At 63.6% G+C, this 21,542-nt stretch carries 28 protein-coding genes and 1 tRNA gene; 13 read left to right on the top strand and 16 right to left on the bottom strand.

The genetic code is table 11. The features are described from left to right. Positions 1-7: 7 nt before the first annotated feature. Positions 8-1,573, bottom strand: coding sequence for a GMC family oxidoreductase (locus EPO50_RS05210; RefSeq protein WP_296341668.1), 1,566 nt, complete (start codon positions 1,571-1,573; stop codon positions 8-10). A gap of 124 nt (positions 1,574-1,697) precedes the next feature. Here EPO50_RS05210 and EPO50_RS05205 point away from each other — a divergent pair, with 124 nt between their 5' ends. After that, positions 1,698-2,459, top strand: coding sequence for a hypothetical protein (locus tag EPO50_RS05205; protein WP_296341666.1), 762 nt, complete (start codon positions 1,698-1,700; stop codon positions 2,457-2,459). Positions 2,460-2,504: 45 nt separating this feature from the next. On the opposite strand, the gene EPO50_RS05200 is transcribed toward EPO50_RS05205, so the two are convergent. From EPO50_RS05200 to EPO50_RS05180, 5 genes are all read right to left on the bottom strand, one after another. After that, a complete protein-coding gene (locus EPO50_RS05200; protein ID WP_296341664.1) occupies positions 2,505-3,140 on the bottom strand; it encodes a bifunctional 2-polyprenyl-6-hydroxyphenol methylase/3-demethylubiquinol 3-O-methyltransferase UbiG in 636 nt (211 codons plus the stop codon). A 116-nt stretch (positions 3,141-3,256) separates the two neighbouring features. Continuing rightward, a tRNA-Ser gene (locus EPO50_RS05195) sits at positions 3,257-3,346 on the bottom strand. An 81-nt stretch (positions 3,347-3,427) separates the two neighbouring features. Next, positions 3,428-3,574: a hypothetical protein gene (locus EPO50_RS05190; protein ID WP_296341662.1), complete on the bottom strand. Its 147-nt coding sequence runs from the start codon at positions 3,572-3,574 to the stop codon at positions 3,428-3,430. 34 nt (positions 3,575-3,608) lie between these two features. Continuing rightward, complete coding sequence (locus tag EPO50_RS05185; protein WP_296341660.1) at positions 3,609-3,929, bottom strand: multidrug efflux SMR transporter; 321 nt, start codon at positions 3,927-3,929, stop codon at positions 3,609-3,611. A 28-nt stretch (positions 3,930-3,957) separates the two neighbouring features. Beyond that, positions 3,958-4,704, bottom strand: coding sequence for a F0F1 ATP synthase subunit A (locus EPO50_RS05180; RefSeq protein ID WP_296341658.1), 747 nt, complete (start codon positions 4,702-4,704; stop codon positions 3,958-3,960). Positions 4,705-5,069: 365 nt separating this feature from the next. On the opposite strand from EPO50_RS05180, the gene EPO50_RS05175 reads away from it, so the two are divergent. The 12 genes from EPO50_RS05175 to EPO50_RS05120 all read left to right on the top strand — a co-directional run bounded on the left by EPO50_RS05175 (position 5,070) and on the right by EPO50_RS05120 (position 16,527). Then, positions 5,070-5,960 carry a lytic transglycosylase domain-containing protein gene (locus tag EPO50_RS05175; RefSeq protein ID WP_296341656.1) on the top strand — a complete coding sequence of 297 codons (891 nt, stop codon included), beginning with the start codon at positions 5,070-5,072 and terminating at the stop codon, positions 5,958-5,960. Between the two features lie 68 nt (positions 5,961-6,028). Next, a complete protein-coding gene (locus EPO50_RS05170) occupies positions 6,029-7,096 on the top strand; it encodes a septal ring lytic transglycosylase RlpA family protein (RefSeq protein ID WP_296341654.1) in 1,068 nt (355 codons plus the stop codon). Then, entirely contained in the window at positions 7,080-8,393 is a 1,314-nt protein-coding gene (locus EPO50_RS05165) for a D-alanyl-D-alanine carboxypeptidase family protein (protein WP_296341653.1), read from the top strand. Before EPO50_RS05170 ends, EPO50_RS05165 begins: the two co-directional genes overlap by 17 nt. Next, entirely contained in the window at positions 8,381-9,025 is a 645-nt protein-coding gene (tmk, locus tag EPO50_RS05160; protein WP_296342335.1) for a dTMP kinase, read from the top strand. Before EPO50_RS05165 ends, tmk begins: the two co-directional genes overlap by 13 nt. A gap of 2 nt (positions 9,026-9,027) precedes the next feature. Then, entirely contained in the window at positions 9,028-10,170 is a 1,143-nt protein-coding gene (locus tag EPO50_RS05155) for a DNA polymerase III subunit delta' (protein WP_296341652.1), read from the top strand. 66 nt (positions 10,171-10,236) lie between these two features. Next, positions 10,237-11,790 (top strand): methionine--tRNA ligase, encoded by a 1,554-nt coding sequence (gene metG / locus EPO50_RS05150; protein WP_296341650.1) that lies wholly within the window; start codon positions 10,237-10,239, stop codon positions 11,788-11,790. A gap of 1 nt (position 11,791) precedes the next feature. Then, positions 11,792-12,580 carry a TatD family hydrolase gene (locus EPO50_RS05145; protein WP_296341648.1) on the top strand — a complete coding sequence of 263 codons (789 nt, stop codon included), beginning with the start codon at positions 11,792-11,794 and terminating at the stop codon, positions 12,578-12,580. After that, positions 12,571-13,344: an MBL fold metallo-hydrolase gene (locus EPO50_RS05140; RefSeq protein WP_296341646.1), complete on the top strand. Its 774-nt coding sequence runs from the start codon at positions 12,571-12,573 to the stop codon at positions 13,342-13,344. Before EPO50_RS05145 ends, EPO50_RS05140 begins: the two co-directional genes overlap by 10 nt. A gap of 70 nt (positions 13,345-13,414) precedes the next feature. Next, on the top strand, positions 13,415-14,110 hold the full coding sequence (locus EPO50_RS05135) for a hypothetical protein (protein WP_296341644.1): 696 nt from the start codon (positions 13,415-13,417) through the stop codon (positions 14,108-14,110). Between the two features lie 171 nt (positions 14,111-14,281). Beyond that, on the top strand, positions 14,282-14,911 hold the full coding sequence (locus EPO50_RS05130; RefSeq protein WP_296341642.1) for a hypothetical protein: 630 nt from the start codon (positions 14,282-14,284) through the stop codon (positions 14,909-14,911). Between the two features lie 114 nt (positions 14,912-15,025). Beyond that, a complete protein-coding gene (locus tag EPO50_RS05125; protein WP_296341640.1) occupies positions 15,026-15,232 on the top strand; it encodes a hypothetical protein in 207 nt (68 codons plus the stop codon). Positions 15,233-15,327: 95 nt separating this feature from the next. Continuing rightward, on the top strand, positions 15,328-16,527 hold the full coding sequence (locus EPO50_RS05120) for an FkbM family methyltransferase (protein WP_296341638.1): 1,200 nt from the start codon (positions 15,328-15,330) through the stop codon (positions 16,525-16,527). A 2-nt stretch (positions 16,528-16,529) separates the two neighbouring features. Here EPO50_RS05120 and EPO50_RS05115 read toward each other — a convergent pair whose 3' ends face one another. The 10 genes from EPO50_RS05115 to EPO50_RS05070 all read right to left on the bottom strand — a co-directional run bounded on the left by EPO50_RS05115 (position 16,530) and on the right by EPO50_RS05070 (position 21,541). Further along, positions 16,530-16,769 (bottom strand): hypothetical protein, encoded by a 240-nt coding sequence (locus EPO50_RS05115; RefSeq protein ID WP_296341637.1) that lies wholly within the window; start codon positions 16,767-16,769, stop codon positions 16,530-16,532. Next, on the bottom strand, positions 16,751-17,236 hold the full coding sequence (locus EPO50_RS05110; RefSeq protein WP_296341636.1) for an HNH endonuclease signature motif containing protein: 486 nt from the start codon (positions 17,234-17,236) through the stop codon (positions 16,751-16,753). Before EPO50_RS05110 ends, EPO50_RS05115 begins: the two co-directional genes overlap by 19 nt. A gap of 88 nt (positions 17,237-17,324) precedes the next feature. Then, positions 17,325-17,591 carry a hypothetical protein gene (locus tag EPO50_RS05105; RefSeq protein WP_296341635.1) on the bottom strand — a complete coding sequence of 89 codons (267 nt, stop codon included), beginning with the start codon at positions 17,589-17,591 and terminating at the stop codon, positions 17,325-17,327. Next, on the bottom strand, positions 17,588-18,097 hold the full coding sequence (locus tag EPO50_RS05100) for a hypothetical protein (protein WP_296341633.1): 510 nt from the start codon (positions 18,095-18,097) through the stop codon (positions 17,588-17,590). Before EPO50_RS05100 ends, EPO50_RS05105 begins: the two co-directional genes overlap by 4 nt. 4 nt (positions 18,098-18,101) lie before the next feature. Continuing rightward, positions 18,102-18,344, bottom strand: coding sequence for a hypothetical protein (locus tag EPO50_RS05095; RefSeq protein ID WP_296341631.1), 243 nt, complete (start codon positions 18,342-18,344; stop codon positions 18,102-18,104). A 2-nt stretch (positions 18,345-18,346) separates the two neighbouring features. Beyond that, a complete protein-coding gene (locus EPO50_RS05090) occupies positions 18,347-18,697 on the bottom strand; it encodes a hypothetical protein (RefSeq protein ID WP_296341630.1) in 351 nt (116 codons plus the stop codon). A 112-nt stretch (positions 18,698-18,809) separates the two neighbouring features. Next, positions 18,810-20,630, bottom strand: coding sequence for a hypothetical protein (locus tag EPO50_RS05085; RefSeq protein ID WP_296341628.1), 1,821 nt, complete (start codon positions 20,628-20,630; stop codon positions 18,810-18,812). Further along, positions 20,627-20,941, bottom strand: coding sequence for a hypothetical protein (locus tag EPO50_RS05080; RefSeq protein WP_296341626.1), 315 nt, complete (start codon positions 20,939-20,941; stop codon positions 20,627-20,629). The genes EPO50_RS05085 and EPO50_RS05080 overlap by 4 nt, the downstream gene beginning before the upstream one ends. 56 nt (positions 20,942-20,997) lie before the next feature. After that, positions 20,998-21,333: a hypothetical protein gene (locus EPO50_RS05075; RefSeq protein ID WP_296341624.1), complete on the bottom strand. Its 336-nt coding sequence runs from the start codon at positions 21,331-21,333 to the stop codon at positions 20,998-21,000. Between the two features lie 4 nt (positions 21,334-21,337). Next, complete coding sequence (locus tag EPO50_RS05070; RefSeq protein ID WP_296341623.1) at positions 21,338-21,541, bottom strand: hypothetical protein; 204 nt, start codon at positions 21,539-21,541, stop codon at positions 21,338-21,340. Position 21,542: the final 1 nt, after the last annotated feature.

Here is a 21,542-nt window from a genome sequence, read left to right as displayed (position 1 = left end):
GCCGGCGTTAACCGGCTGCGCGCTGCCGCAGCCGGTCGGCCATCCTCTCCGCGATCATGACCGTCGTGAAATGCGTGTTGGCGCGCACGACGGTCGGCATGATCGAAGCATCGATCACTCTGAGCCCGGTGCAGCCGATCACGCGGCACTCAGGATCGACGACCGAACGCGGATCGTCGGCCGCTCCCATGCGGCAAGTGCCGCTGGCGTGCTGGGCGTCCGAGCATTCGGCAAACATCCAGTCCTCTAGCTCCTTTGGCCTGAACGGCTCGTCGATCGACCGGCCCGACATGCCGTAGTCGGCGCGGGTCGCGATCGCCTGGACGTCGGGATGGCGAGCGATGTCCTGCAGCCGCATCACGCCGTCACGCATGCGCACGTAGTCGCTCTCGCTCGACAGCATGCGTTCGTCGATTTGCGGATCGACGGCGGGATCGCGGGTCGTGATCCGCACCGTGCCTTCGCTGAAGGCCTGGAATGCCGAAACGGCAAGCCGCGCCAGCGCCGTGCCGCCATCCTCTTCAGCCCGCAAGTTGCCCGCGATCATGATCATGTCGTTCACGCCGGCACCCGCGAGGCCGGAGGAGTAACGCACGCAGCAATTGGTATGGCGGTGCATCAAGGTGCTGACCCGTGCATCCTCCCGCAGGTGGAGCATCAGGCTGAGGATCGGATGGTCGAGCAGGTGCTCACCCACCGGACGGTCGGCCACGGTCTCGATGCCGAGCCGGTGCAGCACGGAATGCGGGCCGATGCCGGAGCGCTGCAGGATCGCCGGCGAATGGATGGCGCCGGCCGACAGGATCACCTCGCGCCGCGCCCGCACGGTCCGCGTCTCGCCACCGACCCGCACTGCAACGCCGGAGACGTGCGGGCGATTGCCCTCGAATTGCAGCGTATCGACCAGCGCTTGGCCCACGATCGTCAGGTTGCTCCGATGCCGCGCCGGTTCGAGATAGCCGTCGTTGGTCGAGATGCGCAGGCCCGCGCGGCTGTTGATGGCATAGGGCGAGGCGCCGGTGCCCTCGGGCGCGTTGTGGTCCTCGCACCAGCCATAGCCCAGGCCGACCGCCGCCTTCATCAAGGCCCGATCGGCGGTCCCCCAATCCTCGACCGGCGCGCGATAGACGGGGATGGGACCGTCCTTGCCGTGATAGGGCCGGTCGCCGAAGTTCACGTCGCCTTCGAGCTTGCAGAAGTAGGGAAGGACCTCGTTCCAGCCCCAGCCGCTCGCGCCCTCGACTTCCCAGTCGGCGAAATCCTCGGGGATGCCGCGGATGGCGATCTGCCCGTTGATGGTCGAGCTGCCGCCAATCGCCCGGCCGCGCCACAAGAGCTTCGGCTCCTGCCGCTCGGTGCGACGCGCCAGCAGCTTGGGCCAGCGATAATTGTCGTCGCCGATGGCGCGCAGCGGATTGGGGATGCGCAGGTGCGTCGGCGTCTCGGCGGTCCGGAAATCGAACCCGGCCTCCAGCAGCAGCACACGGATCGCCGGATCCTCGGTGAGCCGCGCCGCCAGCACTGCCCCTGCCGACCCGCCACCGATGATGATGTAATCGTACTCGCCGTCCATGACTTTACTCGCACCCGTTCAACGCAACCGGGCGCAGTCGATCATCTGGGGCACGCGTTGACAAACGAATCGTGCAGCGCTCGACACCCTGACAGTCAACGCTCGATTGCGTTAGAGTTGCCGGATGAGCGCGCCCACCCACCAGGGGCTGTATCGCAACACCCCGCTGGTTGCCGGCGGGCTGCTGGGCGCCATCGCGCTATTGATCGGCGGAATCGCCGCCGCCCTGCAGATCGCCACTACGGGCGACGAACTGCTGCCTCTGATCTTCGGCACGCTCGGTGCATTTGTGCTGACCTTCGCCATCTGCATGCTGGCGGCGCTGCGCCGGCATCGCTGGACGATCGAACCGGAAGCGGTGCTGATCGAGGAGCGGCCTCTGGTGCCGCTGACCGGCCGGCGACGCACCCGGCGCGTGCCCTTCGCCGAGATCGCCGCGCTGAGCAACGTGCAGAACGCAGCGGACGACCTGTTGGCCCTCACCACCCGTGTGGGCGAACGCTTCGTGCTGCCGCCCGGCCTGGCGCCGGGCAAGGGGCTGATCCGCCCGCCCGACCAGGAGGGGCTCACCGGCTTCGCCGCCCAGCTGCAGACAGCCATGAAAGCCGCGGGCTATGCCGCTCTGCCCATGACCGACGGCCTGGGCTTCTGGAATCGTCCGGCAGGGTTGGCATTACTCGGCGCTACATTGGTATTGAGCCTCGGGCTGGCGGGCATAACGCTGTGGGGCCTGTGGGAAGGCGCCACCGTCCGCCATCGCAGCGGAGAGGCCGCGGCCATCCTGGTGATGCTGCCCGTCGGCGTGGGCTGGATGCTGCGCCGGGCGTGGCGGCGGAGACGGTCGGTGATGCGAGCGATGCAGGGGAGTCCGGTTGCGTCGGGCTGATGTGCCGTCGCGCCATCCATCCACCTCTCAGGCCGGCCACTCACATCACTTCTTGCGCGCCACAATGTAGGGACGTTTGTCGTTGCCCTTCGTCGCGTGGTTTTCAGTGGCAAGAATGTCGAAGCCAGCGGCGCCTATATGCCGGCTCAGCTCCGCCACCCGAAAGACGCCTGCATAAGGCGCCATGCCGATCGCGCGCATCGCGGGCAAGGCAAGCCGGAGGAGCGGATTCATATCCCCGACGCAGGGTGTCTTGGAGATGAACAGGCCCTCTGCTGCAAGCAAGGTGTGGATGCGGCGCAGCGTACCCGGCAGGTCGCGGACCAGATGGAGATAGTTGAATCCCAGAACCGCGTTGAAGGATGCGGCGTCAGGCGCAAGCGCTTCCACCGTCGCGGTACGGAAGGCAAGAGCAGGGATGGGGCCAGCGGCGTGTTTCTCGTTGGCGATCGCGATCATTCCCGCGGAAACATCCGTTGCGAGATAGTCTCGAACATCGCCCGCGAGCCGGAGCGCCGTCGTTCCTGTCCCGCAGCCCAGCTCCAACACCCTGTCGCCTGGTCGCAACAGGCCGCGAGTCCGCTCCAGAGTGCGCTCATATCCGGCCTGATCCGAAATCGCGCTCTTGGCGTACTTCCGCGAACTCCGGTCCCAGAAACGGGCGTCGCTGGCTATGCTCATAATGGGTGCTCCTCGGAGCGTGACCTTAGCTCTATTCGGTATTAGCGGGCGCGGGAGCGAAGTTCTGTCTGCTCATCAGGTCAAGCTCCGCAGAGTATCGCGCGATAGTTGGTAAATGGCGGATGGGGTGGGATTCGAACCCACGGTGGGCGTGAACCCACGCCGGTTTTCAAGACCGGTGCCTTAAACCACTCGGCCACCCATCCATGCTCAGCATTTACAGGCCTTGCAACGCTGGAACGGCGCAAAAATGGGTTTGCTCCCCAAACTGTACCGAGCCAGCGCGGCTAGGCGCTGGGTGCCCTTATAGCATCGCCCAACGCCGCGTCGAGGCGTGTCGCGGCATTCTCCTGCATGGTCGCGGCAATATGGGGAAACAGGTCCAGCGCTGTGGCAACGATGCTGGACCCGAGCCGCTCTTGCGCCACCTTCAAGAGGGAGTTGTGAGGCGGTCTCGTGGCACCGGCATCAGGATGGGCTCGACAGCTTCATGAGCACGATGCCGGCCACGATCAGGAGGGCGGCGAGCACACGGATGGTCGTGAACGCTTCGCCCAAGATCGCGACGCCGACGACAAACGCGCCGACGGCGCCGATGCCCGTCCAGATCGTGTATGCGGTGCCGAGCGGCAGCGAGCGCATGGCGACGGCCAGCAGGCCGAAGCTGGCGATCATCGTCACGATGGTGACAATACTCGGCACGAGGAGGGTGAAGCCCTCCGATTTCTTCATCGAGAACGCCCAGACGATCTCGAGAACGCCTGCCACCAGTAGATAGAGCCATGCCATAGAGAACCTCCCTCCCGTTGCACCGGGGTCAGTGCGCGGGGTGGATCGCGTCGTTGATGTAGGTGCAGGTGAGCACGGTGAAGACGTAGGCCTGAATCACCGCCATCAGCAGCTCAAGCGCCGTGATGATCACGGTCATGGCGAGTGGCAGGACCGCGGCCACGATGCCCACCGCGCCGATGCTGGCGAGGCCGACGACGAAGCTCGCGAACACTTTGAGCGTGATATGTCCGGCCAACATTACCGCGAACAGACGGACGGAATGGCTGATTGGCCGTGAAAGGTAGGAGATCACCTCGATAGGCACGATCAGCGGTGCGAGGAGCAGGGGTACACCTGGCGGCAGGAACAGGCGGAAGAAGCCGAGACCGTTGCGCATGAGGCCATAGAGCGTGACCGTGACGAATACGATCGCCGCCAGCGCGAAGGTGACGCTGAGATGGCTGGTCACCGTGAAGGCATAGGGGACAAGCCCAATCAGGTTCGCTACCAGTACGAACATGAAGAGCGAGAAGACGAGCGGGAAGAAGCGAGCGCCGTGCTCGCCTGCACTTTCCCGCAGTGCCTTCGCGACGGCTTCGTAGAGAAGCTCCACGGCGGCCTGCCAGCGCCCCGGCACGAGCGCTCCCCGCGCACCAACGAGCAGGAAAGCCGTCGAGAGTACGACCGTCAGCATCATGTAGACGGCCGAATTGGTGATCGCGAGGTCTATGCCGCCGATCTTGCCCAGCTTGACGATGTCTGTGAGCGCGAACTGTTCGATAGGACCTGCCATGACCGGGCCTCCAGACTGAGGCCGGGTCGTCCCGGAATGTTCGGCTAAGGCGCGGGTCGTCCCACGCGGCGCCTATTTAACCTTGCAACCCTGACTGTCAAGTGCGGGAAACTGGCAAAGACAGACAGGCACTCCGGACGGAAGAGGAGATCGTCAAGGCAGTCGGCGTCTTCGCCTCATCACGTTAGGCCGCATCGGAGCAGGTTGGCCGTGGCAGTTGCTGAGCGAGATACTCGGCTTCCAACCGATGCACTGGAGGATGCCCTCCGCTCGAGCTCGCTGCCTCGTCGCCTTAGAGTTTGCAAGATTTACCGGCAGTCAGGTATCCGTCGATAAAGCAAAACCAACAGACGGGCCCCTCGATCATGATCAGTCGCAGAATGGTGTGCGCCGCGGCCGCCCTGGCGCCGGCAACGGTCCTTTCCCCGCTTTCGGCGCAGGCGCAGTCGAGCGAGGCCCGGTTCGCGCAGTGGCTGCAGGGCGTGCGGCAGGAAGCGGCACGTGCCGGCGTCGACAGGTCGACGATCGACCAGGCGCTGACGGGCATCCAGGAAATCCCGCGGGTCATGGAGCTCGCGCGCAACCAGCCCGAATTCAAGATGACCTGGGATCGCTACCAGGAGCTCGTGGTGTCGAACGAGCGGATCACCCGCGGCAAGGCGCTCCTGAAGGAGAACCGCGCCGCGATCGAGCGCTTCGCGGTGCCGGCCGGCCTGCCGCCCTCGGTCGTCGTGGCGTTGTGGGGGATCGAGAGCAACTATGGCCAGCGGCTGGGCGACTTCGAGATCGTGCCGGCGCTGGCGACGCTCACCTTCAACAACTTCCGCGCCAAGTTCTTCCGCGAGCAGTTGATCGCCTCGCTCAAGATCCTGTCGCAGGGCCATATCGGCTTGCACGCCATGAAGGGCTCGTGGGCCGGTGCCATGGGGCAGTGCCAGTTCATCCCGACGAGCTTCCTGGCCTATGCCGCCGACGGCGATGGCGACGGCCGCAAAGACATTTGGACCAACAAGCTCGACGTCTTCGCCTCGATCGTGAACTACCTGTCGCGGGTTGGCTGGCGGCCGGGCGTGCGCTGGGGCGACGAGGTGTCGGCCGGCAGCGGCGCAGGCGGCGGCGGGAGGATCGTGACGCCGGCCGGAGCAGGGGGGCCGACCTACCGCACGACCGAGAACTTCAAGGTGATCCTGCGGTGGAATCAGTCCGATTTCTTCGCGCTCGCCGTCGGACTGCTGTCGGATCGCATCGCCGCGTAATCACACACTCGGGAGATCCTTCAACTGCGCTCCTCTAGCGCCGCAAGATGATGTATGATGCGAGCCAAATGGCGCTAACCTTAGAAATATCAGCATCTTCGGCCGCCAGGCTTGTCCGCTTCGCGGGGCTGGCGGCATTGCTGGCGAGCCTCGCAGCCTGCGGCTCGTCGGGCAGCAAAGGGGGCGGGGGCGGCGCCAGCGTCGCCCAGCGCGGGACCTACAAGGTCGGCAAGCCCTACAAGATCGACGGCATTACTTACACGCCGCGCGAAGAATTCAACTACACGGAAACCGGCGTCGCCTCCTGGTACGGGCCCGGCTTCCACACCAAGGCGACGGCCAACGGCGAACGCTACGACCAATCCGATCGTACGGCGGCGCACCGCACCTTGCAGATGCCGGCGGTCGTGCGGGTGACGAACCTCGAGAATGGCATGTCGACAGTGGTCCGGATCAACGATCGCGGGCCGTTCGCCCGCAACCGCATCATCGACCTGTCGCGCACCGCCGCGGAGGAACTCGACATCGTCCGTGCTGGCACGGCCCGCGTACGGTTGGAGCAGCTCCAGCAAGAGAGCATAGCGGTCAAGGACGTCGCCATGAGCGGCGGCGGCCCCGACGAGCAACACCAGGCCATGGCCGCGATCGCGTCCGGCCAGCGCGGTACCCCAGCACCGACGCCGGCCGCTGCGCCACCTCCACCCCCCATCGCCGTGGCCGCTGCTCCACCTGAACCTGCACCGTCTCCGCAACCTGCACCGCCTCCGCCGCCACCCGCGCAGCCGAAGACCCCGGCCCAGGCCGGATGGGGAGGACCACCGCCCCGCAGCGCGCCGGTCACCGTTCCCGCATCGCCGCCCCCGGCCGCGGCAACGCCCGTGGCCGCTAGCGCCCCAGGCGCTCATGCCAACGGCTTCTACATCCAGATCGGTGCCTTCTCGACGCCTGAAAATGCAGAGCGCCAGCGCAATGCCATCCGCAGCTACGGCACCAGCGAAGTGACGCATGGCGCGGCTGCCGGACGCGAGGTTTATCGCGTGCGTCTGGGGCCCTATACCACTTCCGACGCGGCCGGCATCGTCGCCGACCGACTGAAGCGTTCCGGCTATGGTGATGCACGTGTCATTGCGGATTGAACCCAAGCGCGCATTGCGCGCGTCTCTCGCTCCCCTGTTGGCCGTCGGCCTCGTCGGGGGCCTCCTCGGCCCTTCGCTCGACGCGTTCGCGCAGCAGGAGCAGCAGCGCCGACAGCAGACCCAGCCACAGAAGCCCGCTGCCAAACCGAAGCCCTCGCAGGGGACGGCGACGGCCAAGCCGGAGAAATCGACGGCAGCCAAAGTCGAGGCTCTGCCGCCCTCCCAGATCGGCATCGGTACCTTGGCGCGTTACGCCTTCATGGTCGATCCGCAGACCTCGACCGTGCTGCTCTACAAGGACGCCGAGACACCGATGGCGCCCTCGTCGATGGCCAAGCTCATGACGATCTACATCGTCTTCGAGGAACTGGCCGCGGGACGCCTGAAGCTCGACTCGCGCTTCCGCGTCAGCGAGCGGGCACGTGCGATGGGTGGCTCGCGCATGTTCCTCGAACTCGGCAGTGAGGTGAGCGTCGAGGACTTGATCAAGGGCATCATCGTGCTGTCGGGCAACGACGCCTGCGTCGTGATCGCCGAAGGACTGTCCGGCACCGAGGAGGCTTTCGCCGAGCGCATGACCAAGCGCGCACGCGAACTCGGCATGACCAAATCCGTTTTCAAGGATGCTTCGGGCTGGCCATACGAAGGCCAGTACACGACCGCGCGCGATCTCGCGGTGCTGTCGCATCGTACCATCGAGGATTTCCCGCAGTACTACCGCTACTACGCCGAGCAGAACTGGACCTATAACAACATCCGCCAGGAAAACCGCAATCGGCTCCTGAAACTGACGCCGGGCACTGATGGCCTCAAGACCGGCCACACGGAAGAGGGCGGCTACGGGCAGGCAACGTCGGCGGTGCGCGACGGGCGGCGGCTGATCCTGGTGGTCAACGGTCTGACCTCGATGGCCGAGCGCGCCCAGGAAACGGCGCGGCTCATGGAGTGGGGCTTCCGTGAATCGACCAACACCACGATATTCCGCGCTGGCGACACGGTTGCCGAAGCGCCAGTGTGGTTGGGGGCGCAGGACAAAGTCCCGCTGGTGATGCCCAAGGCTGTGCTCGTCACATCGCCGGCCGGCCAGCCGCCATCACCGCGCGTGATTGCCCGCTTCGAAGGGCCGATCCCCGCGCCGATCGCCAAGGGCACCAAGATCGGTACCGCCGTCATCACGCTGGCTGACGGCAAGACGATGGAATATCCGCTCGAGGCCGGCGCCGATGTGCCGCGCATGGGCGTCGTCAGCCGCGTCGGCGCCATGGTCAAGCATTACCTGTTCGGCTGGCTGTCGTGAGCCGCGCCGCCGGGCGCTTCATCACTCTGGAAGGCGGCGAAGGGGCAGGGAAGTCCACCCAGATTGCACGTCTGAAGGAGTTCCTGGAGAAGCGAGGCCGTGCGGTCGTGACGACCCGAGAACCGGGAGGCGCGCCGGGCGCGGAGATGGTGCGCAAGCTTCTGGTCGAAGGACCGGCCGAGCGTTGGGATGGCGTTACCGAGGCGTTGTTGCATTTCGCGGCCCGTCGCGAGCATCTGCGCAGCACCGTGTGGCCTGCGTTGAAGCGCGGCGACTGGGTTGTGAGCGACCGGTTCGCCGATTCGACGATGGCCTACCAGGGTTACGGGCACGGCATCGATCGCGCGTTGCTCGACAAGCTCTACGGTATTGCGGTTGGCGATTTTCGTCCCGACCTTACGCTGATCCTCGATCTGCCGATCGAGGCCGGCCTGGCGCGGGCGTCCGCGCGACGCGGAAACGAGACACGTTACGAATCCTTGCCGCTCGAATTCCATGAACGCGTCCGCAGGGGCTTCCTCGACATCGCCGCGGCCGAACCCGATCGCTGCGCGGTGATCGATGCGACATCGGATGTCGATGCTGTTGCTTCGGCCATCGGCAATGCCGTCGTCCAGCGTTTGCAGGTCTGATCATGGCGCGCGGCAAGACGCCTTCCGATCCGGCCGAACTCGAGAAGCTCGAATGGCCCTATGGCTGGCCGCCGCCGTGGCGCAACAATCGGCTGCTGCATCACGAGACGGCAGAGAAGACGATGTTGGCAGCCCAGCAGAGTGGCCGGCTGCATCATGCCTGGCTGCTGACTGGACCGCGCGGCATCGGTAAGGCCACGCTCGCCTGGCGCTTCGCGCGCTTCCTGCTGGCTGGTCAGCAACAAGGCGGATTGTTCGGTGACGGGCCCGACGGGCTCGACGTTTCAGCCGATGCGCCTGGCCGGTCGCTGATCGATGCTCGCTCGCATCCCGATCTCTTTCATCTCCGGCGTTCACTCAATCGCGACACCGGCCGCATGCGGGCCGAGATTGCCGTCGACGACGTGCGCGACCTCGGCGCCTTCATGCACATGACGCCGGCGATGGGAGACTGGCGCGTGGCCATTGTCGACTCGGCCGACGAGATGAACCGCAACAGCGCCAATGCGGTGCTGAAGGTCCTCGAGGAACCGCCCCCCAAGGCAGTTCTGCTGATTGTGAGCCATGCGCCCGGGCGTCTGCTGCCGACCATCCGCTCACGCTGCCGTCGCCTTGCCCTGCAGGCGCTGCCGAATGAGACCGTGGTGAAGCTGCTGGGCGATTATGCGCCGGACAGCAAGCAGGAGGAGCGGACGGCGCTGGCGCAACTGGCCGAGGGCAGCATCGGCCGTGCACTCGAACTGGCCGGGGCGGGCAGTCTCGAACTCTATCGCGAGATGGTCGACGTGCTGGCGACCTTGCCCGACCTCGACATGCCGCGCCTGCATGGTTTCGCCGAGCGCTTCGCGCGCCGCGGCGAGGAGGCGAATGCCGATTGGCGCTCGCTCAACTACCTGTTCGACGGCTGGCTGAAGGGCCTGGCGCGCTCCGCCGCGTTGGGGCCGGAAAATGACGGAGATGCTGCACCCGTCGTGCCGTCGGAACGCGGCTTGCAGGCCCGTCTGCTGGAGGCGGCGAGCCTTGATCGTTGGATGGAGGCATGGGAAAAGGTCGCCCACCTGTTGTCCCGTGCCGATGCTGTCAATCTTGACCGCAAGCAAACGGTACTCGGCAGCTTCCTGGCTCTCCAATCGGCGATGCGCTGAAGCGCTGATCCTGGCGCTCCGGGAGGAGCGTCTCAGGGATGAGCAGGGATTCGGAGTTCTGTCATCATGTCGGGCCGTAACACTTTCTACACCACCACGCCGATCTACTACGTGAACGATGTGCCTCACATCGGTCACGCCTACGCGACCCTGGCGTGCGATGTGATGGCTCGCTTCAAGCGCCTCGACGGCTTCGACGTCCACTTCCTCACCGGTACGGACGAGCACGGCCAGAAGGTGGAGAAAGCGGCGGACGCCGCCGGCATGTCGCCGCAGGCCTTCACCGACAAGGTGAGCCAGTCGTTCCGTGACCTGGTTGGCGTGATGAACTACAGCCCGGACAACTTCATCCGCACGACCGAGAAGCGCCACTACGCCTCCTGCCAGGCGTTGTGGGAGAAGCTCGTCGCGTCCGGTGACATCTATCTCGGCAAGTATGCCGGTTGGTATTCGGTCCGCGACGAGGCGTTCTACGCCGAGGACGAGACCACCGTTGGTCCCGATGGCAAGCGCCGCGCCGGCCCGGTCAACAACGAAGTCGAGTGGGTCGAGGAGCCGTCGTACTTCTTCAAGCTCTCGGCTTGGGGTGATCGACTGCTGGAGTTCTATGAGAAGAACCCGCGCTTCATTGCACCGGAAAGCCGGCGCAACGAGGTCATCAGCTTCGTGAAGGGTGGGCTGCAGGACCTCTCGGTGTCTCGCACCAGCTTCTCCTGGGGAATACCGGTGCCGGGCGATCCCAAGCACATCATGTACGTCTGGCTGGACGCGCTCACGAACTACATCACCGAGTGCGGCTATCCCGACGAGAGCAATCCCCTTTGGCGCTTCTGGCCGGCGGATGTGCATGTCGTCGGCAAGGACATCATCCGCTTCCACTGCGTCTACTGGCCGGCCTTCCTGATGTCAGCCGGCCTGGTACCGCCCAAGCGCGTCTTCGCTTCGGGCTGGTGGACGACGGAAGGCCAGAAGATCTCGAAGTCGCTGGGCAACGCCATCGATCCGGTGGCCGTGACCCAGGAGTTCGGTGTCGATCCGGTGCGCTACTTCCTGCTGCGCGAAGTGCCGTTCGGCAACGACGGTGATTTTCAGCGCCGCGCCCTGATCGGCCGCCTCAACGCTGACCTCGCCAACGCCTACGGCAATCTCTGCCAGCGCGTGCTGTCGATCGTCGCGAAGAACTGCGGCTCGGTGGTCCCACCCAAAGGCACACTGACGGATGAAGACAATGCCCTGCTTGGCCGTGCCAAGGGCCTCCTTGCCGCCGTTCGCGCCGAGATCGACGAGCAGGCTTTCCATCGCGCTCTGATCGCGATCTGGGAAGTGATCGCCGACGCCAATCGCTATGTCGATGCGCAGGCGCCATGGGCCCTCGCCAAGACCGACCCGGTGCGGCGCGACACGGTGATGTGGGTGCTGGCCGAGACGATCCGGCGCGTGACCTTGCTGGTGCAGCCCTTCATGCCGGAGTCAGCCTCGAAGATCCTCGAGCAGCTTGCTGTACCGCAAGAGGCGAGGGCCTATGTCGCCTTCGATCAGGAGCTGGTGCCCGGCGCGGCGCTGCCCAAGCCGCAGGGAGTCTTCCCGCGCTACGTCGAGCCGGCGAAAGCCGCGAGCTGAGATGCTGATCGACAGCCACTGCCATCTCGATTTCCCCGAGCTGGCCGGCGACGAGACGGCCGTGCTGGCGCGCGCCCGCACGGCTGGCGTGGCCGGGATGCTGACGATCGGCACGCGGCTCGACCAGTTCGAACGTGTGCGGGCCATCGCTGAGCGCCACGATAATGTCTGGTGCTCGGTTGGCGTCCATCCGCATGAGGCCAAGGAGGAGGGGCAACGCACCCCCGATCGGCTGGTCGAGGCGACGCACCATCCGAAGGTCGTGGGCATCGGTGAAACCGGCCTCGATTTCTATTACGAGCACAGCCCGCGCGAAGAGCAAGCCGAGAGCTTTCGCGCCCATATCGCGGCTGCGCGTCAGACTGGTCTGCCGTTGATCGTCCATACGCGCGATGCCGATGCCGAGACCGGCGACATCCTCGAAGCTGAATACGCCAAGGGCGCCTTTCCCGGCCTGATCCATTGCTTCAGCTCCGGGCCGGACGTAGCGCGCCGGGCGCTGGCTCTGGGGCTCTACATATCAATTTCCGGCATTGTGACTTTCAAGGCCGCTGAGAGCCTGCGCACCATCGTGCGCGACATCCCACTCGACCGGCTGCTGGTCGAGACCGATTCGCCTTACCTGGCGCCGGTGCCGAAGCGCGGTAAGACCAACGAACCAGCCTTTGTCGCGCACACGGCAGCCAAGGTGGCCGAGTTGAAGGGCGTCGGCATCGCTGAACTCGAAGCCGCCACCACCGACAATTTCTTCCGGTTGTTTGCCAAGGCGGAGCGTTCCCGGTGCGGGTGACCATTCTCGGCTGCGGGACCTCGGGTGGCGTTCCACGGCCCGGCGGCAAGGATGGGCAAGGGGAGTGGGGAGCCGCCGATCCCAATGATAGCCGTAACCGTCGGCGGCGCTGTTCGATCCTGGTCCAGGACCAGGGCAAGACCGTGCTGGTCGACACTTCACCGGACGTCCGCAGCCAGCTTCTCGACGCCAGGGTCGAGCGCATCGATGCCGTTCTGTGGACCCACGACCATGCCGACCAGGTCCACGGTATCGACGACCTGCGCGCCTATGCGCTGCGCCAGGGCCAGATCGAGTCCTGGTCCGATGAGCGCACGTGGGGGGTGCTGCGTCGGCGCTTCGGGTACTGCTTCGAAGCCGAGGGTGGGGGCTTCTACAATCCGATCTACCGGCACAGCCTGATCAACGGCCCTTTCACGGCCGCTGGCCTGCCTGTAGTGCCCTTCGTGCAGGACCACGGCACGATCCCGTCGCTGGGTTTCCGTTTCGGCAAGGTGGGCTATGCCAACGACGTCGTCATGCTGTCCGACGACGCTCTGGAGACTCTAGCTGGCGTCGAGGTGTTGATTGTGGACGCCATGCGTTATCGGCCGCACCCGACGCATGCCCATCTCGAACGGGCGCTGCAGTGGATAGATCAGGTTAAGCCCGTCCGCGCGTTCTTGACCAACATGCATGTCGACATGGACTATGCCGAGGTTGACCGGGTAACGCCCGCTCACGTCCATCCTTGTTACGACGGATTGGCAATAGATATTTCCTAATCAAAACAACGGATTATGGAATATTATTAATGTGTGAATTGAGATGAGACAAAAACAGTCCGGTCGCCGCTTGTTCTTGTTCACCGGGCTTGCGGCTGGCGCCCTGACGTTTGGCGGCTCATCGGCCAACGCCCAAGGCAGCGAGCCACTTAGTTCAGGCGGCCTCACGTTCCGGGATTTCGGCACCGCCGACAACGGCGCCAGCTTCTCGCATGGCCAGCAAAGCGTTGGCGGCGGCACCACGGGCGCAGGCCGGTCGCCGTCGACGAAGCTCATTGGCGTCGATAGCAACGCACTGTCGGCCCGGGTCCAGTTCCAGTCGATCAAGGTCGAGATGACGCTGCCCATGGGCTGGCAGGCGTCGGAGGACTGGGAGCGGGGCCTCGCCTACAGCGTCGACAAGCGTTACCGCATGGTTGTCTGGCGGGTCGATTTCGAGTTCGAGGGCGTCAAGGATGCCGAGCACTACGCGGCCACCAAGGCCGGCTCGATCAAGGCACGCCGGCCGGGCGTCCAGACCCAGGCCCGCAAGCTCAGCGACGGTAGCCTGCTCGTGGTCTACGAGAACGTCCCGAAGGCCCAGGGAGACAGCGAGCCACGTACGGTCTTCGATCTAGTCGTCCCAAGTCCTAATAATCCCAAAGCCGGCGTGCTGCTGACTTTGGGTGTCCCGGCAAGCGGCGCCAGCCGAGGCCTCAATCTCCTTGCCTTATTGAAGCAAAACATGCGGATCGACTGGCAATTCATTCTATCTAAACCGCAATAGATATTTTCCATAATATATATTATACGATCGATTTACAGGGGCCACAGCGCAGCCTGTTGATTCGTTTGGCAATTTTGTTACCCACGTAATCCTGTGCCTGTGGATGTCCTCTAAGCGTTCCCCACCATATCCTGCGTCTTGACCGGCGCCACAGGCTGAGGCAGCCATCCAATGGACACCATCATTATCCACCATCCAGCTCGCACCATGGACGAGCTGGCCGACGCGCTGGTCACGCTCACCGAGCATGTCGTGAACAAGAGCCCGGATCGGGAGGTGAACGGCTTCCTTGGTGGTCGATTCGGCTACGGCGCGAACTGGTCGTCAGCGGCGTTCGACATGCGGCCCTACAATTGGGATGAATGCGACTGTGGTCAGGCACAGGCTCGCGATGCCCGCGCCCCGCACTACGTCAAGAAGGGCTTGCGGACGCGAGCCCGGATTCGCCGATACATGCGGGAATGGGAGGCGCTGGAGCGTGATCTGCCTTGCAAGCCGACCTGCTGCAGGGTCCTCCCCAATTTCCGGCACCACGCCAGCGGTCTAGAGGTCCGGTGGTACAAGTACATCGGACGAGGCATGGAAACGACGGGCTGCGATACGCCGGACGTTGCCGCCATCCTTGCCGAGTGCATTGCCGACGTGGCCGCCCCGCCCTTCAAGCCTTGGACGCCTCCGCCGATCACCGAGGAAATGATGGATCGTTGGCTGAAGGAGTGTGACGAGCTGCTGGCCGCCTCTGAGGATCTGGCCGAGGCTGACGACGGCGGCCCGTGGGCCGACGATGACATCCCGTTCTAGACACGTGACTATCAGCCCGAGGCGCAAGCACACCCACATCCCCTTCTAGGCACGTGAGATGCCTTAGAGGGGGAGCGCGGTAGATAATGTACTTCGTATACTGAGGATAAGCCTATGACTGACAACTGGCAGCCAATCGACAGCGCACCGAAGGATTGCACGCTCGTACTGTTACTCGACAACAAGGCCAGCAGGATCGTCACGCTGGCACGGTTTGCAGGCGGTGGGTGGCACGACTTAGGCATCATCGCCGCGGCTGGGGTTCGCGACACCTTCGAGCCAACCCACTGGATGGCCATACCGGAACCACCGCAAGCGTAACGTGAGGCGAAGCCAGATTATATCACTCGAATGACGAAAACTAGGCACCCCTAGCTAGTGTGCTAGGCTGACTATCAGACAATCGGAGGGAAGCGTTGTTTAAAACAGAAGAAGATATTGGGACGCCGACAAAACAGAATGGAATGGACGCCTTTCAGGCCAAGGCGGGCAAGCAGGGGTTCCTGATCTTTGGCCCTTATGTGTCCGTTGAGGCTGGCCGGTATATGGCGACGTTCCGCGTCAGCGTGAACCACAGCGCACGGCCCATCCTGCCGACAGTCTGTGGCTGGGTAGACGTGGCGGTGGGCGGCCAAACTATCGCACAGACGATGCTCTACGACACCAGGCTTATCGCCTCCCCGTTCGTGACGCTGCCCTTTGAGTTGAGCGAGACGGCAACCAATGTGGAGTTCCGGGTCATCACATCCGGGCGCCTGCCCTTGATAGCCCGGTTCCCCACGTTCGAGCCGATCGGGGCGGAAGAAGCCCGCTATCACCCCGCGTTTCCGCTTCGGGTAGAGCCTAAAAGCCCATTCATTCTAGAGCACCTTCCCAGCTTTCGCGAACTCCACGAGGAGGGCGCCAATCTGGACGAGGATGCCGTAGGCCCATACGTCGGGTTCGGCCCGCTCCGGTTCGGCATCACCAGCACCGACGATTTCCAGCTCATCCGCGAGATATTGCTCAACAACGAATACAACTTCATCACCGGCAGAAAATCGATCTTCATCGACATTGGGATGAACGCCGGCCTGACCTCGATCCAGGCGGCCTACAAGCCGAATGTGACGGCCGTGCATGGCTTCGAGCCCTTCGAGGCGCCCTACAAGAAAGCCCTGATGAACATCGCCAGGAATAGCGCGGTGAGGGGCAAGATCCACACCTACAATTTCGGCCTGTCGGACTTCAATGGCCCGCTGCAGGTGAACGAGTCGGCAGACACCACGATTGGCAACTCGATCCGCGGCCGGGAGACCGGCACGCCCACCACAATACAGATCAGGGACACAGTCGACGCGCTTTCAGACATCATCACACAGGCCAATAGCCGCGGCGAAAACGTCGTGATGAAGGTCGATTGCGAAGGCTCCGAGTTCGCAATCATGAAGCGGCTGGACGAGGCCAAACTGCTGCCCCAGATCAGGAGCTTCGTAATCGAGTGGCATCGGTGGTGGAACCCGGACTTGAACCACGTCACCTTGACGGAGCCGCTATTGCGCAACGGATATGAGGTATTCGACCGAAGCGTGGCGTCGAACCTACACGCCGGGATGCTTTACGCCGTGCGGGGGTGACCTCAGTAAGGCGACGGCGCCAGACACTTCCCGTCGCGTACCTTGTTGAAGCTGGCCAGCCAGTCGACCAGCGGCTCCCACAGCGGCCGGTCGGCCTTGAAGGCCGCCACCTGGGCATCCGTCGCCCGATAGCGCGAGGTCGACGTGCAGAGCGTATCCACGGCTGCCACGACTGGCGGCGCCGGATCGCAGCCCGGCAACGCACAGAGGGTGACGCAGAGCGCTATCTTTTTGATACCCATCTGCGCTCCCCTCTGATTCCACACGTAATCTCGGCGCTCACGCCGAAAATTCTTGCCAGCTTCCTCCCGCTCAGCGGCGACGCTCTGATGGTTTCAACCTGCTCTTCACTGAGTCGCGCTTGACCATTGCGCGAACCAAAAGCCAAACGGCCCTTCCGGTGCGCATCGGCGGTGTTGTCGGCAGCAGAACCTAAAAACAGATGCTCCGCATTAACGCACGACGGCACATCACACTTGTGGCAAACGAACATGCCTGCAGGAATCGGCCCATTTGCGGCCTCGTACGCGGCGCGGTGCGCAAGCACAACACGCCCCTTCCACCCGAACTGACCGTATCCGCTCGGTTGAATCGACATCATCCAAAGGTGGCATCCGGAATTGGGCTCCGGAATGCTGCCGCGCTCTATCACCTCAGCTAGCGACAAGTGACGCGGGCGCGCGAGCCCAGTAGATTTGCGCTTAGCCATGATCGCCCTCCTACGGCGAGATTGGTTAGAGCCGGTGACGGTGCTGGTAACACCGCCCGGCTCGCCATTTAGTACTATAGATTGCAGGTTATCGCAGCCCATCAACTCGCTCTTCATAGGGCGTCGAGCGTACTTCGTCATCGGCCTTCTCTTTTGCTTTCCGGGCGTCATCCACCTTACGGATCGTCTCCGTCTGGACGGCCGAGGTAACCCCCACCGTCCCGGCCTTCTCGCCCTTGCTGTAGATGTTGCGAACGATCAGCAGCGTGCCGCCGATCAGGATAAAGACCGCCAGCGCGATCAGGCTGTATTTGACGACAGGCTTGGCAAGCCACGCAGCGATTGCGGGAATCATGCGGCCATCTCACGGGCGGCCGTAGCCTCAACAAGGCCCATCGACGTGCCGTAGCGCGCCGGCCACGTCTGCGGATGCGGCATGCCGGGGCGCCAGTTGCGGAGATAGTATTGCCACCCCTCCTCGACTTTGCCGACCTCCGGCAACGCCGCCGGATCGGTGAAAAGCAGCAGCCGGGCCATGCAGGCGCCCAGCACGTCATTCCAGGCCATCGCCTCGTAGACGATGCCGACATCGCAGGGGATCTTGAGTTCGGTGCAGACGGCGGCGATCTTGGCTTTTGAGGAGGAATGCGAGAGGACCCCTGCAACGCCGCCGCCCCGCTCGAATTGCCAGAAGCTCCGGGCCGGGCCACCGATCTGCCGGCGGTGCGCCCACTCACTCTCCTGCCCAGCAATCGCCATCAGCATCAGGCGCGCGCGCTGGTCGGGCTTGATGCCGCACAGGCGAAACAGAAGCGCCAGCGCTGGGTCGATCGCGTCGACAAGAATATCCTTCGGGCTCATGCCGCTATCCCTTCTTCGACAGGTCGGCGATCGTCTGATCCTTGATCTGGCTGCTGTTGGTGCTGCCGGTCCAGAAGCTGCCGACGCCCTTCATCTCACTGATCAGGGCCCCGAGAAGAACGAGAGCGATGTCCTTCTGTGTGACTGGGATTTCCTTGAAATAGAGCGCTAGGCAGGTGCCGCCGAACGACACGGCAATCAGGGTGCTCCAGAGTACGGCGCCGATGTTCTTGATATGTGAGTTCATGGTCAGCGTCCCGGTTTGTCGGCCTTGCGGTCGAGCTTCGCATCCAGATCGCGGAAGCCGTCGCGCATCAGCGTCTTGATCTCTCGAATGTCGTCGGCCACGCGCACCTGCGTCTGGTCCATTGCCGCCCGCTGCTCGGTGATCCTCGCCAGCAACCGCGTTTCCGCATTCACCACGGTTTCCCGTTGCTCGGTCTTCTGGGTCTTCTGCTCCCGCTCCAAGCTTGAAACTCTGGCATCCATGGTCGCGTACCCGGCCGCGGCCACAACGAGGAACGTCCCGGCCGTCAGGATGTGACCCAGGTTGATCGTCGGATCGAAATGGATCTTCCGCTCGGTCATGGACTCGGCCACGGTCTCACTCTTACGATCACATCAGCCTCCCTAGAGCTTCCCGGCTCTTGGTGGGTTAGGGCCTCGGCGTCGTTCACCGCGTCGTCGGGGCCCGCTTCGTTAATTCAGCGCCTTATGTCTTCCCGATCACGAGCCAACAGGTCAGCCCGGCGTTCCATTTCAGGATCACCGATTGGTACTGGGTCAGAGTCACGGCCGTGCAGGTCGAATTGGCGCCGTTGGTGATCGAAAAACCGCCAGATGTGCCAGAGGTCAGCGTCACCACCCGCTCGCTCCACGCGCCAGCTATAGACGTGATCGTGGTCGTTCCCGTCACATACACAGACGAATTGAACGGAAGTGTCACCGAGGCGGCGGAGGCCAGATTCGTGGAGGCATTATCGAGGCCAATATTGTTGGCCATGACCATGACGGTTCCGCCAGAGTCCCTTTGAATGGGAAGGGCGCCGGTGAAAGTGTTCCCGGTGATGTTGACGATGTTCGCTCCAGCAATTCGGATGTCGGTAAAATGCGACCCGCTCTCGCAATCACTGAAGCGGTTTCCAACCACATTTACGTACTGAGACGTGCCGCCGAGGGTGAGAAGCGTAGCGCTGAATGCCCCCGGAGTGCAGAACATGTTTCCCGTGAAACTGATGTACTTCCCGGCCTCAACGCTCACCGTGCTGTCGGCGTAACCGATGATAAAGCGCGATCCCGTGAAGCCAATGTTCTCAACGGTCCCGGCGCCGCTGTTCATAATGCGGACGATCTTCTTGCTCGCGCCGCCGCTGCCGGCCATCCACGCGCCAACGAAGTCCAGTTGCCGAACGATCCCGCCATTCGAGTCAATCAGAAGCTCGTTCACATACGAGGTGTCGCCAGCGAGGTCGCGGGCCAGGAGATAGGCGACCATCTGCCCGGAGCCCGGGAAGATTTTGGTGCCCGTCCCCATCAGGTACGGGGCATTGCCGAACATGAACGGACCGCCCGCGTCGAGGAACATGATGCCCGACGCGGTGTTGGTGGCGGACCCTACATAGGCATTGTCATAGAGGCGGGTGTTGACCGTGTTGCCGCTTGTGCTGTCTTTACCGACGCGGATGGCCGCGCCCCCATCAGATGGCACAAATACAGTGTTTCTCTGCAGCAATGACTCGACATTTTGGTTGCTGCCGCTGCCCGTCACGTCAATGCCAACGAACGGGTAGTTGATCTGGTTGTCCGCGACTATGAACTGCCCGCCAACGCCAAGCTTAATCGCGGCGCCCGACGAGTTGTCGTTAAAGGCGTCGCCCATCTGGAAGCAGACATTAGAGATGGAGCTGTTCCAACCAGTCAGCGTAAGCAGCGTCAGATTGGTTGCGCCGGCCTTCAACCCGGTTGTGCAGGAGCTTGAATAGATTCCGGCCGGCCCCTGGCTCCCCACGATGCCGACGGTGTTGGAGGTCGAGAGCGCGGACGAGATCAAATACAGGTGCGGGCCGAGTTCGATGGTCCTGTTGCTTGCGGCATCCAGTGTCGCTTGCATACAAGCCGTATCGTCGGTGACGCCGTCTCCCTTGCAGCCGAAATCGAGAGGCGACAATCCAAAGCGGTCTGCGAGCTTGCGCGGCGTCGTGGTGCCCGTCGAGAGGACGGGCATGCCCGTGGCGCCCTGCATGAACCAGCGACCGGCCGGCCCGTCTCCACTAGGCGCAACGATGGTCGTTCCGTTTGCTGTCGCCGCGCTGCCGGCAACCCAGTTGTAGAGACCGCCCTTCAGGTCCGTGGAGGTGCCTTCTCCCCGCACATAAACGATAGCCGGGCGCGTGGTCAGGGCGGCCAGAGCCTCAACCGTGGGGACCGTGTAGAACTGGCCTGCGGTCTGTGCGCGAGCGACGCCGAAGTGGGCAACATGGCTCGTCAGGGGCGCGATGAGCAGAAGGCCGATGAAGAGGAGAATCTTTTTCATGCTGCTGTCCATGATCCCGCGAAAAACTGAGCAACCCACTCCGTGGCGGAGCGGCACTTGAGGCGAACGGCTGGGCCGGGAGCGCTGGCGGTCAGTGTTCCGCCGGCGGTAGAGACGGATTCACCTAGGTAGATTAGCACCCCCGGGGGCGCGTCAATCACAAGGTCGAACAGTTCCATCGCAGTGAAGGTGTACGTCAGGCCGACGATCGCCGTCGGCAGCGTGAACGTGACCGCCCCCGCCGCCCCATTATTGTCAAAATCCAAGCCACTCTCGCTGGGCAGCAGGGCATAGTTCGCGGTCTTGGACACGGCTCCCGCAGGAGACGAGCCAAGGTCACGGACCCGTGCGCGAGGGCGGATCAGCATCAGACGCCCTTCCCCGCCACGACGGAAACCGTGGTCGTGCCGCTCTCGGTGATCGCCGCCATGTACAACTCGCTCTGACTGTTGAATGGCGCCATGAAAGGCACTGTCACGCCCGGCAGGATTTCCATGCAGTCGAGAGTCGCCACCACTCCGGCCTGCCCAAAGCGCACAAAGGCCGATACAGTGCCTCCGTTCGTGACCAGTAGCTGCACGTCATTCTCGGCCTGCGTCCCCGGGATCGCTCCCGAACTGGATACGATGCCGCAAGAGAGGCGCTTTCCCATGCCACCGCCATAGATGGGCCGGAAAGAGAAGATGTTGACGGGATCGCTCATGGTCTCACTCCAGCCCGAGGGCTTCTTTCAGGCCCTCTACGGTCAGTCCAAGGGATGCTAACTTCTGCTCGATTGTCCGCGCGGATGGCTCGGGATTCAGGAAGGCCAACAGCTCGACGTCGTCTGCTGCGATTTCTTCCTGATCCGGCCACTGGCGGTTGAGCCAGGCTCCGTAAATCGATCCATCCTCGCGTCGCGCGATGTACATC

The sequence above is a fragment of the Reyranella sp. genome (assembly GCF_004297405.1).
Lineage (GTDB): Bacteria > Pseudomonadota > Alphaproteobacteria > Reyranellales > Reyranellaceae > Reyranella.
The sequence above is the reverse complement of the archived record's forward strand: the minus strand, read 5'-3'. Positions and strand labels throughout refer to the sequence as shown.